We start from the raw sequence: 14413 nt of genomic DNA on the forward strand, positions 1-14413 counted from the left end.
AAAGGACTCAGCCCTGTGCAATACAGAACTAAATCCTTTGGATAAATTAATTGTCTAACTTTTTGGGGTCAGTACATACATGAACTGACGTTTTATTTTTTAGGATGTTGGTGGGTCAAATTCAATCCCCAAGGGACTAAATTTTCAGTTTTATTTTTAATGCGTGTGATATTATCCTTATGTCGAATGATGATCAAACTAGTGAGTGCAAGGATAATAGCGATGAAGAGAGGGTCATAGTGACTCAGGATAAAACCAAAAAGCGGAAAGAGTAAAATCCCGATGACAGCCGCGATAGATGCTGTGACGCTAGATAGTGAAATCATACTACCAAGATAGAGGGTTCCGAAGAAAACAACCGCAAGGTAGAGACAGAAGACAGGCGCAAATCCGAAAATCACTCCAGCACTAGTTGCGACAGCCTTGCCTCCCTTAAATCCTGCAAAGATAGGGAAGGTATGGCCAATAACAGCTATAAGTCCGAAGATGAGAGGCGAAACACCTTGCAGATGAAACATAATCGGAAGAAGGGTTGCTAGGGTTCCTTTGAAAAAGTCAATCACAAAGGTTGCCATACCAGCTTTCTTACCTAAAATGCGGAAGGTATTGGTCGTTCCAGTGTTACCAGAACCATGCTCGCGCAGATTGATTTGAAAGAATACTTGTCCAATCCAGAGACCAGACGGAATCGAACCCAGCAGATAGGCCAGGATTAATAAAACTATTGTAATCATACTACTATTATATCATGAAATGGAGAAGAAAGGCAGAGAATCTCTTCTGAAATTGTCACACCGGAGAAAGAAAAATTTTGCAAAATCCTTGGAAAACCTGTAGAATAGTAAAGATGAACGAATAGGAGGTTCCTTGTGTCAAAAAAGGAAATCAATATTAACAATTATAATGATGATGCCATTCAGGTGCTAGAAGGGTTGGATGCGGTCCGAAAACGTCCAGGGATGTATATCGGATCGACCGATGGTGCTGGTCTCCATCACCTAGTCTGGGAAATCGTCGATAATGCCGTCGATGAGGCCTTGTCTGGATTTGGTGATCGTATTGACGTGACCATCAATAAAGATGGGAGTTTAACGGTTCAAGACCATGGACGTGGGATGCCTACTGGTATGCATGCTATGGGCATTCCAACAGTTGAGGTTATCTTTACCATCCTTCACGCCGGAGGAAAATTCGGTCAGGGTGGTTATAAGACATCAGGAGGTCTCCACGGGGTGGGTTCTTCAGTCGTCAATGCCCTGTCAAGTTGGTTAGAGGTAGAAATTACTCGTGATGGTGCAATCTATAAGCAACGTTTTGAAAATGGTGGCAAACCTGTCACGACTCTGAAGAAAATCGGTACAGCGCCCAAGTCTAAGACAGGAACCAAGGTTACCTTCATGCCTGATGCGACGATCTTTTCTACGACAGATTTCAAGTACAATACCATTTCAGAGCGCCTTAATGAATCAGCCTTTCTCTTGAAAAATGTGACCTTGTCTCTGACTGATAAACGAACAGACGAAGCGATCGAGTTTCACTATGAGAATGGGGTACAAGACTTTGTTTCTTATCTGAACGAAGACAAGGAAACCTTGACGCCTGTTCTTTACTTCGAAGGCGAAGACAATGGTTTCCAAGTAGAAGTAGCCCTCCAGTACAATGATGGATTTTCAGATAATATCTTGTCCTTTGTCAATAACGTTCGTACCAAGGATGGTGGAACGCATGAGACAGGACTTAAGTCTGCCATTACTAAAGTCATGAACGACTATGCCCGTAAGACAGGTCTTCTCAAGGAAAAAGATAAAAACCTTGAAGGTTCAGACTATCGTGAGGGACTAGCGGCCGTTCTTTCTATCTTGGTTCCTGAAGAACATCTTCAGTTTGAAGGACAGACCAAGGACAAACTGGGAAGTCCTCTAGCTCGTCCAGTTGTGGATGGAATTGTGGCGGATAAGTTGACCTTTTTCCTTATGGAAAATGGGGAACTGGCTTCAAATCTTATTCGTAAAGCCATCAAGGCTCGTGATGCCCGTGAAGCAGCACGTAAAGCGCGCGATGAGAGCCGAAATGGCAAAAAAAATAAAAAAGACAAGGGCTTGTTGTCTGGGAAATTGACCCCAGCCCAGTCTAAGAATCCAGCTAAGAATGAACTCTATCTAGTCGAGGGGGATTCTGCCGGTGGTTCTGCCAAGCAAGGTCGTGACCGCAAGTTCCAGGCTATCTTACCTCTTCGTGGTAAGGTTATCAATACAGCCAAGGCCAAGATGGCGGACATTCTAAAAAATGAAGAAATCAATACTATGATTTATACCATCGGTGCGGGTGTAGGGGCAGACTTCTCTCTTGAAGATGCTAACTATGATAAGATCATTATCATGACCGATGCGGATACTGACGGTGCCCATATTCAGACCTTGCTCTTAACCTTTTTCTACCGCTACATGCGTCCGCTAGTTGAGGCAGGACATGTCTATATCGCCCTTCCCCCTCTTTACAAGATGTCTAAAGGAAAAGGTAAGAAAGAAGAAGTGGCTTATGCTTGGACCGACGGAGAACTAGAAGAACTCCGCAAGCAGTTCGGTAAAGGCGCCACCCTTCAACGTTACAAGGGACTTGGAGAGATGAATGCGGATCAACTCTGGGAAACAACCATGAACCCAGAAACACGCACCCTCATCCGTGTAACGATTGAAGACTTAGCACGCGCCGAACGTCGCGTCAATGTCCTCATGGGAGATAAGGTCGAGCCACGTCGTAAATGGATTGAGGATAATGTCAAGTTTACGCTGGAGGAGAGTGGGGTGTTTTAACGGAGTACTTTTCATTGAAGCAATAGCTCCTAATGAAAAGACGCTTGCCGCTATCAGGCAGACAAGCTAACTCCCTTACTAGCTCGAAAAGCAAAAAATAACGTTTTGCTTTTCTCACGTTGTAGGAGGAGAAGTGTATGGCAAATAAAAAGAAAAAACAAAAGAGTATTCTAGAAAAAGATATAAAAAAAGAATTTGTTGCGAAGGTCAATCTATCTAGTAAAACTAATCAGAAAAAGGGAAATACAAGTGATATTGAAAACAAAACGGATAACGCAAGTTTCATCATTCCTCAACCTTTACTGATAAAAAATAAGGATAATGACAAAACTATTTTTGATAAAATTATTCAGTTTTTGCCTTTGGTAATTTCTATAATATCGTTAGGCTTTACGATGTTTCTAGGATTTAGGACAATTGAAAATAATGAAAAGAACCAAGAGAATAATATCAAAAATCAGGAAAATAATAAAATTAACCAGGATAGAAGCAAATATCTTGATACAACAAATTTTAATATTGTTCAAAATTTTTGGCAAGAGAATCCAAGCTATACATTGTATAACGAATCTACAAAACCATTAACTATACCGCCCAAACCGTCTTACTATATGTATATCCCTGCTAAACTATTTTGGATTTTTAAAGATGGTACGCGTTTCTCGAATTTAATTTTATTACCTGTATCTTATGATAATGTTATCAGTCAATCAAGTACAGGTAAAACTATTGACGAAATTACTACTTCAGTTCTTCCGAAAAATTTTTATGGAAAACTAGGGGCCAGGGATTTAAGGTCTAGATTTTATGGTCGTCCTGGTATTGATAATATCGCTCATGAGTTACGAGTGTATCCATTTTTGGCTATAGCTACAAAATTAAATTATTCTTACAAAGATAAACCGGAAATACCTATATCAGAGAATTTTGTGACTACTCCGTGGAGTAAGGAGCCTCTTTCAGATACTAGATATAATGATTTAGAAAATTATACAAGAAATATTGCTCATTTTCCTGAGAACGAAATAAAAATTGTTGGAGATGATAATATTTATGATACTGCTTTTGCATATTTAGATTCACAATTTTCTAAATTCATTCCAATGCTAAAGGAGGGGTTTAAGAATAATGAAGAACAGCAAAGGTATTATACTCTTATGGGAAATCGTCGGGATATGAAATATGATCCTCAAAAGGATATTCTTGATTATTCGAAGCCGAGTGAGGATAACTTTCATTCTCTCGGTAGGGAACTTTCTGATAAGGTTATCCCTGCTAAAGATCCTCTTTACCCTGACTATTAGAGGAAAGAATTCACTAAAAAAGGCCCCCCACCCCCTCATCGGGAAATCCTATAGGAAATTTATTTGTTATTTTTTTGAGTGCAGTCTGTGTTTATGGTGGAGAAGAAGAACTGGGATGGCGTGGCACCTTGCAACCAATTTTGGAAACTAGATTCTCTTTTTGGATTTCCAGTTTGATAACAGGTTGTATTTGGGCAGTAAGGCATGTACCTTTATGGTTTGTGATTGGAAGTTCCCAAAGTAGGATGTCTTTTATATTATTCAGTCTATTCGCAATTTATCTCAGCATTCTTCTAGCGGCTGTTTTCAAAAAAACTAAGTCGGTCCTCTTTTGCGCCATTTTTCATGGTCTAATTAATACCTTACTTAGCTTATTTGTTATTAAAATTAATCTTTTATTCATTCTAGGATTAGTAGGATTGCTCTTCTTTTCTCACTACCTACAAAGAAATAGTTAAATTTATAAAACATAGATTTACTTTGCAACAAAACATTTAAAAAGAGAATTATTATGTCTAACATTCAAAATATGTCCCTGGAGGACATCATGGGAGAGCGCTTTGGTCGCTACTCCAAGTACATCATTCAAGACCGGGCTTTGCCAGATATTCGTGATGGTTTGAAGCCGGTTCAGCGCCGCATTCTTTATTCGATGAATAAGGATGGCAATACCTTTGACAAGAGCTACCGTAAGTCGGCTAAGTCTGTCGGGAACATCATGGGTAATTTCCACCCACACGGGGACTCTTCTATCTATGATGCCATGGTGCGTATGTCTCAGGATTGGAAAAATCGTGAGATTCTAGTTGAAATGCACGGTAATAACGGTTCTATGGACGGAGATCCGCCTGCGGCAATGCGTTATACCGAGGCTCGTTTGTCTGAGATTGCTGGTTACCTTCTTCAGGATATCGAGAAAAAGACAGTTCCCTTTGCTTGGAACTTTGACGATACCGAAAAAGAACCAACTGTTCTGCCGGCAGCCTTTCCAAACCTCTTGGTCAATGGTTCAACCGGGATTTCAGCTGGTTATGCCACGGATATTCCACCACATAATTTGGCCGAAGTTATCGATGCGACAGTCTATATGATTGATCATCCAACTGCCAAGGTTGAGAAGTTGATGGAATTCTTGCCTGGCCCAGATTTCCCTACAGGAGCTATCATCCAAGGCCGTGACGAGATTAAAAAGGCTTACGAAACTGGTAAGGGGCGCGTGGTTGTTCGTTCCAAGACTGAGATTGAAAAGTTAAAAGGTGGTAAGGAACAAATCGTTATCACTGAGATTCCTTATGAGATAAATAAGGCCAATCTAGTCAAGAAAATCGATGAAGTCCGTGTCAATAACAAGGTGGCAGGTATCGCTGAGGTTCGTGATGAGTCTGACCGTGATGGTCTTCGCATCGCAATCGAGCTTAAGAAAGATGCCAATACTGAACTTGTTCTCAACTACCTCTTTAAGTACACTGATTTGCAAATCAACTACAATTTCAATATGGTGGCGATTGACAATTTCACACCTCGCCAAGTTGGGATTGTGCCAATCTTGTCTAGCTACATCGCCCACCGTCGTGAAGTCATCTTGGCACGTTCTCGATTTGACAAGGAAAAGGCTGAAAAGCGTCTTCATATCGTAGAAGGTTTGATTCGTGTCATCTCTATCTTGGATGAAGTCATTGCTCTTATCCGTGCTTCTGAGAACAAGGCTGATGCTAAGGAAAACCTTAAGGTCAGTTATGACTTTACTGAAGAACAGGCTGAAGCTATCGTTACCTTGCAACTCTACCGTTTGACCAATACGGATGTCGTTGTCTTGCAGGAAGAAGAAGCAGAGCTTCGTGAGAAGATTGCTATGCTGGCAGCCATCATCGGTGACGAACGAACTATGTATAATCTCATGAAAAAAGAACTTCGTGAGGTTAAGAAGAAATTTTCGACTCCGCGTTTGAGTTCTCTAGAAGACACTGCGAAAGCAATTGAGATTGACACAGCTAGTCTGATCGCCGAGGAAGATACTTATGTCAGCGTGACTAAGGCTGGTTACATTAAACGTACTAGTCCACGTTCTTTTGCAGCTTCAACGCTGGAAGAAATTGGTAAACGGGATGACGATCGATTACTCTTTGTTCAATCTGCTAAGACAACTCAACATCTCTTAATATTTACAACACTAGGAAATGTCATCTATAGACCAGCCCACGAGTTGGCAGATATTCGTTGGAAGGATATCGGAGAGCATCTAAGCCAGTCTATTACAAACTTTGAAACCGATGAAGAAGTGCTCTATGTCGAAGTTGTGGATCAGTTTGACGATGCGACAACCTACTTTGCTGCAACTCGTCTCGGTCAAATCAAGCGTGTAGAACGCAAAGAATTCACTCCATGGCGGACCTACAAGTCTAAGTCGGTTAAGTATGCTAAGCTTAAAGACGAGACAGACCAGATTGTAGCAGTGGCTCCGATTAAACTAGATGATGTTCTCTTGATTAGCCAAAATGGTTATGCACTTCGTTTCAATATCGAAGAGGTTCCAGTTGTTGGTGCCAAGGCAGCAGGTGTCAAGGCTATGAACTTGAAAGAAGATGATCTCCTCCAATCTGTCTTTATCTGTAACACCTCGTCCTTCTATCTCTTGACCCAACGTGGTAGTTTAAAACGTGTTTCTATTGAGGAAATTCCAGCAACCAGCCGTGCCAAACGAGGATTACAAGTCTTGCGTGAATTGAAAAACAAACCGCATCGTGTCTTCTTAGCAGGAGCAGTTGCAGAGCAAGAGTTTGTTGGTAATCTATTCGGTACGGAAGTGGACGGGACTGATCAAACTCTGTTTGTCCAATCCAACAAAGGAACAATCTATGAAAGCCGATTGCAAGACTTGAACCTGTCAGAACGAACCAGCAATGGAAGCTTCATTTCTGACACGATTTCAGATGAAGAAGTTTTTGATGCTTATCTTAAAGAAGTATATACTGAAGCTAAATAAGTGAAATGAAGAATCAGTTCTCAGAGCTGGTTCTTTTTATTGAAGAAATTTTCTGAAAATTACAAAATATGCTTGCTATTTTAGAAAAATAGTGTAGAATATAAGAAATAGGTTTTTAGAATAAGGAGTGGAATATGACAGTAAAGATTGATTGGGAAAATCTCGGTTTTTCCTATATGAAATTATCTTATCGCTATATTGCTCATTTTAAAAATGGACAATGGAATCAAGGAGAGTTGACAGAGGATGCAACCTTGCATATTTCAGAGTCTTCTCCAAGTCTCCACTATGGACAACAAGCATTTGAAGGATTGAAAGCTTATCGTACTAAGGATGGCAGTGTTCAACTTTTTCGTCCTGATGAAAATGCTAAACGCCTGCAACGTACTTGTGACCGTCTCTTGATGCCACAAGTTTCCACAGAAATGTTTGTAGAAGCTTGTAAGGCGGTTGTTCGTGCGAATGAAGAATACGTACCACCATATGGAACAGGCGGCACCCTTTATCTTCGTCCACTTTTGATTGGAGTAGGAGATATTATTGGGGTAAAACCAGCAGAAGAGTACATTTTCACCATCTTTGCTATGCCAGTTGGAAATTACTTTAAAGGCGGTTTGGTTCCAACCAACTTCTTGATTCAGGATGAATACGACCGTGCAGCGCCAAATGGTACAGGTGCAGCTAAGGTTGGTGGGAACTATGCTGCTAGTCTCTTGCCAGGGAAATTGGCCAAGTCACGTCATTTTTCCGATGTTATCTATCTAGACCCATCAACTCATACAAAGATTGAAGAAGTCGGATCAGCTAACTTCTTTGGAATTACAGCTGATAATGAATTTGTGACACCATTGAGTCCTTCTATCTTGCCATCTATTACCAAGTATTCTTTGCTTTATTTGGCAGAACATCGCTTGGGCTTAACTCCTATTGAGGGGGATGTCCCGATTGATAACCTGGATCGTTTTGTAGAGGCAGGTGCCTGTGGTACGGCAGCAGTTATTTCCCCAATTGGTGGAATTCAGCACGGTGATGATTTCCATGTATTCTATAGTGAAACAGAAGTTGGCCCTGTGACTCGTAAACTCTATGATGAATTGACAGGTATTCAGTTTGGTGATATTGAAGCGCCAGAAGGTTGGATTGTAAAAGTAGATTAAAATAAACAAAAGGAGATTTTTGATGAAATCGAAAAAGTGGCTCTTAACAGCAGGAGTGGTCCTGAGCACGACAGCTCTTTTAGTGGCTTGTGGAAAAGCTGATAAAGAAGCAGATGCACCGACAACGTTCTCATATGTCTATGCAGTAGATCCAGCATCTTTGGACTACAGTATAGCGACTCGGACATCGACGACAGACGTTATTGGAAATGTTATTGATGGTTTGATGGAAAACGACCAGTACGGAAATGTTATTCCTTCCTTGGCTGAAGATTGGTCTGTGTCAAAAGATGGTTTGACTTATACTTATAAACTTCGTAAAGGAGTGAAATGGTACACTTCTGAGGGTGAAGAATATGCAGAAGTGACAGCCCATGACTTTGTGACAGGACTAAAACACGTAGCTGATGGCAAGTCAGACGGTGTCTCTCTCATCCAGAATTCAATCAAGGGATTGGATGCTTACATGACTGGTGAAACGAATGATTTCTCTACAGTTGGTGTCAAGGCCTTGGACGATTATACAGTTGAATATACCCTAAACAAACCAGAAAGTTTTTGGAATTCTAAAGTTACAACAGCGACGATGTTGCCTGTAAATGAAGAGTTTTTGAAGGCATCAGGTAAAGATTATGGAGCAGTTACTCCAGCAGGGATTCTCTATAATGGTCCTTATTTCTTGAAGACTTTGACTTCTAAATCCTTGATCGAATACGAGAAAAATCCAAATTACTGGGATAAAGAAAATGTAAAAATTGAGAAGATCAAATTGACTTACTACGATGGTTCTGATCAGGAATCGTTGATCCGTAGTTTCTCTTCTGGTGCCTATACGACAGCTCGTCTCTTCCCAAGTAGTTCAAACTTTGCTTCAACTTTAGAGCAATACGGAGATAAAATCACTTATAGCCCACAGGACTCAAGTAGTTATTACTTTACCTTTAACGTAAATCGTCAGTCATATAATAAAACTGCGAAAACAAGTGAAGAGCAAAAGACTTCTACAAAAGAAGCGATGCTTAATAAGGACTTCCGTCAGGCTATCAACTTTGCCTTTAACCGTCATTCTTATGCTGCTCAGTTAAATGGTGAAGACGGTGCGGACAAGATTATCCGTAACAGCCTCGTTCCTGACAACTTTGTACAAGCAGGTGGTAAGAACTTTGGTCAAATCGCTCAATCAGAGTTGGTGAACTACGGTGACCAATGGAAAGGTGTTGAGCTAGTCGATGGTAAGGATTCTATCTACAACCCTGACAAGGCTAAAGCAGCCTTTGAAAAAGCTAAGAAAGACCTGGAATCTAAAGGGGTAAGCTTCCCAATTCACTTGGATGTTCCAGTTGAACAAACAGATACCATCGCCGTTCAACAAAGTAACTCTTTCAAACAGTCTATCGAATCAACTCTTGGTGCTGAAAATGTCGTCATCGACGTTCTTCAAATGACAGATAATGAAAAGGAAACAATCACTTCACAAGCGCGTGTTCCTTCCCAAAAAGACTATGATTTGAATAGTACAGGATGGGCTCCAAGTTATCAAGACCCAGCATCTTATTTAACTATCATGGATCCTAAATCAGGTTCTGCTATGAAACACCTAGGTATCACTAAAGGAAAAGACAAGGATGTCGTAGCTAAGGTTGGTTTGGACCAATATAAGAAATTATTGGATGATGCAGATTCAGAAACTACAAATCTTGAAGAACGCTATGAAAAATATGCTAAGGCTCAAGCTTGGTTGACAGATAGTTCATTATTGATGCCAACAGCCTCATCTGGTGGTTCTCCAGTTGTAAGTAATGTTGTGCCATTCTCAAAACCATACTCACAAGTTGGTATTAAGGGTGACCCATATATCTTTAAAGGTATGAAATTGCAAAAAGATATCGTTACAACAAAAGAATATGAAGAAGCACTGAAAAAATGGCAAAAAGAAAAATTGGAATCAAACGGTAAGTACCAAAAAGAACTAGAAAAACACATTAAATAAAGCAGAAAACTCTATATCAGACTCAGAATGATATAGAGTTTTTTCTTGCTAGTTTTAGGATTTTCTTGTAAAATAGAAAAAGTGAAGAGAGGTATGAAATGAGCAAGAAAGATAAAAAAATTGAGATTCAAGTAGCGGATGCCAAAGTTAATGTAGGGAAAGATAGTTTTGAAGGTTATACATTGACTATCGGTAAAAAAGTTATCGGAGAAATTGCCGAATTAGATGGACAATTTGCCATCATAAAGAATGGGAATGTCGATAGTTTTTATAAAAAATTGGAAAAAGCTGTGGAAATTTTGATTGAAAATTATAATTTAGCAAAATAAGTCTTGTTTTTTTGAAATTTTCATGATATAATAGTCCATGTTGATTGTAGGAGAGATAGCGAAGTGGCTAAACGCGGCGGACTGTAAATCCGCTCCTTCGGGTTCGGGGGTTCGAATCCCTCTCTCTCCATTTCATCAGTGGGGTATAGCCAAGCGGTAAGGCAAGGGACTTTGACTCCCTCATGCGTTGGTTCGAATCCAGCTACCCCAGTTCTTAGGTAATAATCAAGATAAAAAGCAAAATATCTTAGGGTATTTTATTTTTATAATTGAAAGACGTGAACGATATGAACATGTCCTTGCGGGTGCTTAGGAAAAAAATTATAAGTATGTCAAGTTTAAGAAAAACTTGATTGTTGGAGGATTTTTTAGATGAACGAATTTGAAGATTTGCTAAATAGCGTTAGCCAAGTTGAGACTGGTGATGTTGTTAGTGCTGAAGTATTGACAGTTGATGCGACTCAAGCTAACGTTGCAATCTCTGGAACTGGTGTTGAAGGTGTCTTGACTCTTCGCGAATTGACAAACGATCGCGATGCAGATATCAATGACTTTGTTAAAGTAGGAGAAGTATTGGATGTTCTTGTACTTCGTCAAGTAGTTGGTAAAGATACTGATACAGTTACATACCTTGTATCTAAAAAACGCCTTGAAGCTCGCAAAGCATGGGACAAACTTGTTGGTCGCGAAGAAGAAGTTGTTACTGTTAAAGGAACTCGTGCCGTTAAAGGTGGACTTTCAGTAGAATTTGAAGGTGTTCGTGGATTCATCCCAGCTTCAATGTTGGATACTCGTTTCGTACGTAACACTGAGCGTTTTGTAGGTCAAGAATTTGATGCTAAAATCAAAGAAGTTGACGCTAAAGAAAACCGCTTCATCCTTTCACGTCGTGAAGTTGTTGAAGCAGCTACAGCAGCAGCTCGCGCTGAAGTATTCGGTAAATTGGCTGTTGGTGATGTAGTAACTGGTAAAGTTGCACGTATCACAAGCTTCGGTGCTTTCATCGACCTTGGTGGTGTTGACGGATTGGTTCACTTGACTGAATTGTCACATGAACGTAACGTATCACCAAAATCAGTTGTAACTGTTGGTGAAGAAATTGAAGTGAAAATCCTTGATCTTAATGAAGAAGAAGGACGTGTATCACTTTCACTTAAAGCAACAACACCTGGACCATGGGATGGCGTTGAGCAAAAATTGGCTAAAGGTGATGTAGTAGAAGGAACAGTTAAACGTTTGACTGACTTCGGTGCATTTGTTGAAGTATTGCCAGGTATCGATGGACTTGTTCACGTATCACAAATTTCACACAAACGTATTGAAAATCCAAAAGAAGCTCTTAAAGTTGGTCAAGAAGTTCAAGTTAAAGTTCTTGAAGTTAACGCAGATGCAGAGCGCGTATCACTTTCTATCAAAGCTCTTGAAGAGCGTCCAGCTCAAGAAGAAGGACAAAAAGAAGAAAAACGTGCTGCTCGTCCACGTCGTCCAAAACGTCAAGAGAAACGTGATTTCGAACTTCCAGAAACACAAACAGGATTCTCAATGGCTGACTTGTTCGGTGATATCGAACTTTAATCAAATTGAAAATTCACAAAATCCTTTGTTTTCTAAACAAGGGATTTTTCTTTTGTCTGTAAGTCTTTTTTGATATAATAGTTCTATGTTAGAATCAGAAAAACAATCACGTTATCAAATGTTAAATGAAGAGCTCTCTTTTTTATTGGATGGTGAAACAAATGTTTTGGCTAATCTTTCCAACGCCAGTGCTCTTTTAAAATCACGCTTTTCCAATACTGTATTTGCAGGCTTTTATTTGTTCGATGGAGAGGAATTGATTTTAGGTCCCTTCCAAGGAGGTGTTTCCTGCACCCGTATTGCACTAGGCAAAGGTGTTTGTGGTGAGGCAGCCCACTTTCAGGAAACTGTTCTGGTTGGTGATGTAACAACTTATCCCAACTATATTTCTTGTGATAGTCGAGCTAAAAGTGAAATTGTTGTTCCGATGATAAAGAATAGTCAACTACTTGGAGTTCTGGATCTTGATTCTTCAGAGATTGATTATTATGATGCTATGGATCGAGATTATTTGGAACAATTTGTCGCTATTTTGCTTGAAAAGACAGAATGGGACTTTACAATGTTTGGGGAGAAAGCCTAATGTATCAAGCACTTTATCGAAAATATAGAAGTCAAAACTTCTCCCAGTTGGTTGGTCAAGAAGTTGTGGCTAAGACTCTAAAACAAGCAGTAGAACAAGAGAAAATAAGTCATGCCTATCTTTTTTCTGGTCCACGTGGAACGGGAAAAACCAGTGTAGCCAAGATTTTTGCAAAAGCTATGAACTGTCCAAATCAAGTGGGTGGTGAACCTTGTAATAACTGCTATATTTGTCAGGCAGTGACAGATGGTAGTTTAGAAGATGTCATTGAAATGGATGCTGCCTCAAATAACGGGGTGGATGAAATCCGTGAAATTCGTGATAAATCTACCTATGCGCCTAGTCTTGCCCGTTATAAGGTCTATATCATAGATGAGGTTCACATGTTGTCTACAGGGGCTTTTAATGCTCTCCTAAAGACGTTGGAAGAGCCAACACAGAATGTGGTCTTTATTTTAGCTACAACGGAATTGCACAAGATTCCTGCGACTATTCTATCCCGTGTGCAACGTTTTGAATTTAAATCAATTAAAACACAGGATATTAAGGAACATATCCACTATATCTTAGAAAAAGAAAATATCAGTTCCGAACCAGAGGCTGTGGAAATCATTGCTAGACGGGCTGAAGGTGGAATGCGAGATGCCTTGTCTATTTTGGATCAAGCCCTGAGTTTGACACAGGGAAATGAATTGACGACTGCTATCTCTGAAGAAATTACTGGCACTATTAGTCTATCAGCCTTGGATGATTATGTGGCTGCCTTGTCTCAACAGGATGTTCCCAAAGCCTTAGCTTGCTTAAATCTTCTTTTTGACAATGGTAAGAGCATGACTCGTTTTGTGACCGACCTTTTGCACTATTTAAGAGACTTGTTAATTGTTCAAACAGGTGGAGAAAACACTCATCATAGCTCAGTCTTTGTAGAGAATCTGGCTATTTCTCAGGAAAATCTGTTTGAAATGATTCGCTTAGCAACAGTCAGTTTAGCAGATATTAAGTCTAGCTTGCAGCCCAAGATTTATGCTGAAATGATGACCATCCGTTTGGCAGAAATCAAGACTGAACCAGTTCTTTCTGGAGCGGTTGAAAATGAAATTGCTACGCTGAGACAGGAAGTTGCCCGTCTCAAACAAGAACTCGCCAATGTGGGAACTGTAGCCAAGCCAACTAGTCCAGCGCCTAGTCGTCCAGCGGCAGGCAAAACAGTCTATCGTGTAGATCGCAATAAAGTTCAATCTATCTTACAAGAGGCCGTCGAAAATCCTGATTTAGCACGTCAAAATCTGATTCGTTTACAGAATGCCTGGGGAGAGGTGATTGAAAGTCTTGGAGGTCCTGATAAGGCTCTGCTAGTTGGATCTCAACCAGTTGCGGCCAATGAACACCACGCTATTCTTGCTTTTGAGTCTAACTTCAATGCTGGTCAAACCATGAAACGAGACAATCTCAACACCATGTTTGGCAATATCCTCAGTCAGGCAGCAGGTTTTTCACCTGAGATTTTAGCCATTTCCATGGAGGAATGGAAAGAAGTTCGCGCAGCCTTTTCAGCCAAAGCCAAATCTTCTCAAACTGAAAAAGAAGTAGAAGAAGAAAGTCTGATTCCAGAAGGATTTGAATTTTTGGCTGATAAAGTGAAGGTAGAGGAAGACTAAAGAAAGATTTCATGATACAAT

At 40.2% G+C, this 14413-nt stretch carries 11 protein-coding genes and 2 tRNA genes; 12 read left to right on the top strand and 1 reads right to left on the bottom strand.

Going from position 1 to position 14413, the window contains the following annotated elements; translation table 11 throughout:
* Positions 1-92 precede the first annotated feature (92 nt).
* On the bottom strand, positions 93-734 hold the full coding sequence (plsY, locus tag M1F37_RS08095; RefSeq protein WP_247935410.1) for a glycerol-3-phosphate 1-O-acyltransferase PlsY: 642 nt from the start codon (positions 732-734) through the stop codon (positions 93-95).
* A gap of 135 nt (positions 735-869) precedes the next feature.
* Here plsY and parE point away from each other — a divergent pair, with 135 nt between their 5' ends.
* The 12 genes from parE (at position 870) to dnaX (ending at position 14392) form a co-directional block, all read left to right on the top strand.
* Positions 870-2813, top strand: coding sequence for a DNA topoisomerase IV subunit B (gene parE / locus M1F37_RS08100; protein ID WP_247935411.1), 1944 nt, complete (start codon positions 870-872; stop codon positions 2811-2813).
* Between the two features lie 137 nt (positions 2814-2950).
* The gene (locus M1F37_RS08105; RefSeq protein ID WP_247935412.1) at positions 2951-4117 is read left to right on the top strand and encodes a hypothetical protein; all 1167 of its coding nucleotides are present in this window, start codon (positions 2951-2953) and stop codon (positions 4115-4117) included.
* A gap of 68 nt (positions 4118-4185) precedes the next feature.
* A complete protein-coding gene (locus M1F37_RS08110) occupies positions 4186-4575 on the top strand; it encodes a CPBP family intramembrane glutamic endopeptidase (RefSeq protein WP_419991951.1) in 390 nt (129 codons plus the stop codon).
* Positions 4576-4628: 53 nt separating this feature from the next.
* Positions 4629-7100 (top strand): DNA topoisomerase IV subunit A, encoded by a 2472-nt coding sequence (gene parC / locus M1F37_RS08115; protein WP_247935414.1) that lies wholly within the window; start codon positions 4629-4631, stop codon positions 7098-7100.
* Positions 7101-7234: 134 nt separating this feature from the next.
* Positions 7235-8257: a branched-chain amino acid aminotransferase gene (locus M1F37_RS08120; protein WP_247935415.1), complete on the top strand. Its 1023-nt coding sequence runs from the start codon at positions 7235-7237 to the stop codon at positions 8255-8257.
* 22 nt (positions 8258-8279) lie between these two features.
* Positions 8280-10247, top strand: coding sequence for a peptide ABC transporter substrate-binding protein (locus M1F37_RS08125; RefSeq protein ID WP_247935416.1), 1968 nt, complete (start codon positions 8280-8282; stop codon positions 10245-10247).
* Positions 10248-10345: 98 nt separating this feature from the next.
* Positions 10346-10576, top strand: coding sequence for a DUF2969 domain-containing protein (locus M1F37_RS08130; RefSeq protein ID WP_000037113.1), 231 nt, complete (start codon positions 10346-10348; stop codon positions 10574-10576).
* Positions 10577-10625: 49 nt separating this feature from the next.
* Positions 10626-10706 (top strand) — tRNA-Tyr (locus M1F37_RS08135).
* Between the two features lie 9 nt (positions 10707-10715).
* Positions 10716-10787 (top strand) — tRNA-Gln (locus M1F37_RS08140).
* 161 nt (positions 10788-10948) lie between these two features.
* On the top strand, positions 10949-12151 hold the full coding sequence (gene rpsA, locus M1F37_RS08145; protein ID WP_001001631.1) for a 30S ribosomal protein S1: 1203 nt from the start codon (positions 10949-10951) through the stop codon (positions 12149-12151).
* Positions 12152-12236: 85 nt separating this feature from the next.
* A complete protein-coding gene (locus tag M1F37_RS08150; RefSeq protein WP_247935417.1) occupies positions 12237-12734 on the top strand; it encodes a GAF domain-containing protein in 498 nt (165 codons plus the stop codon).
* On the top strand, positions 12734-14392 hold the full coding sequence (gene dnaX / locus M1F37_RS08155; RefSeq protein ID WP_247935418.1) for a DNA polymerase III subunit gamma/tau: 1659 nt from the start codon (positions 12734-12736) through the stop codon (positions 14390-14392). The genes M1F37_RS08150 and dnaX overlap by 1 nt, the downstream gene beginning before the upstream one ends.
* The last annotated feature ends 21 nt before the right edge of the window (positions 14393-14413 follow it).

This window comes from Streptococcus mitis (genome assembly GCF_023109105.1).
GTDB lineage: Bacteria > Bacillota > Bacilli > Lactobacillales > Streptococcaceae > Streptococcus > Streptococcus mitis_BW.

Excerpts from the sequence above, each read along its gene's own strand:
- plsY (WP_247935410.1), bottom strand. The coding sequence starts at position 734 with ATGATTACAATAGTTTTATTAATCCTGGCCTATCTGCTGGGTTCGATT.
- M1F37_RS08105 (WP_247935412.1), top strand. The coding sequence starts at position 2,951 with ATGGCAAATAAAAAGAAAAAACAAAAGAGTATTCTAGAAAAAGATATA.
- parC (WP_247935414.1), top strand. The coding sequence starts at position 4,629 with ATGTCTAACATTCAAAATATGTCCCTGGAGGACATCATGGGAGAGCGC.
- M1F37_RS08120 (WP_247935415.1), top strand. The coding sequence starts at position 7,235 with ATGACAGTAAAGATTGATTGGGAAAATCTCGGTTTTTCCTATATGAAA.
- M1F37_RS08125 (WP_247935416.1), top strand. The coding sequence starts at position 8,280 with ATGAAATCGAAAAAGTGGCTCTTAACAGCAGGAGTGGTCCTGAGCACG.
- M1F37_RS08130 (WP_000037113.1), top strand. The coding sequence starts at position 10,346 with ATGAGCAAGAAAGATAAAAAAATTGAGATTCAAGTAGCGGATGCCAAA.
- rpsA (WP_001001631.1), top strand. The coding sequence starts at position 10,949 with ATGAACGAATTTGAAGATTTGCTAAATAGCGTTAGCCAAGTTGAGACT.
- M1F37_RS08150 (WP_247935417.1), top strand. The coding sequence starts at position 12,237 with ATGTTAGAATCAGAAAAACAATCACGTTATCAAATGTTAAATGAAGAG.
- dnaX (WP_247935418.1), top strand. The coding sequence starts at position 12,734 with ATGTATCAAGCACTTTATCGAAAATATAGAAGTCAAAACTTCTCCCAG.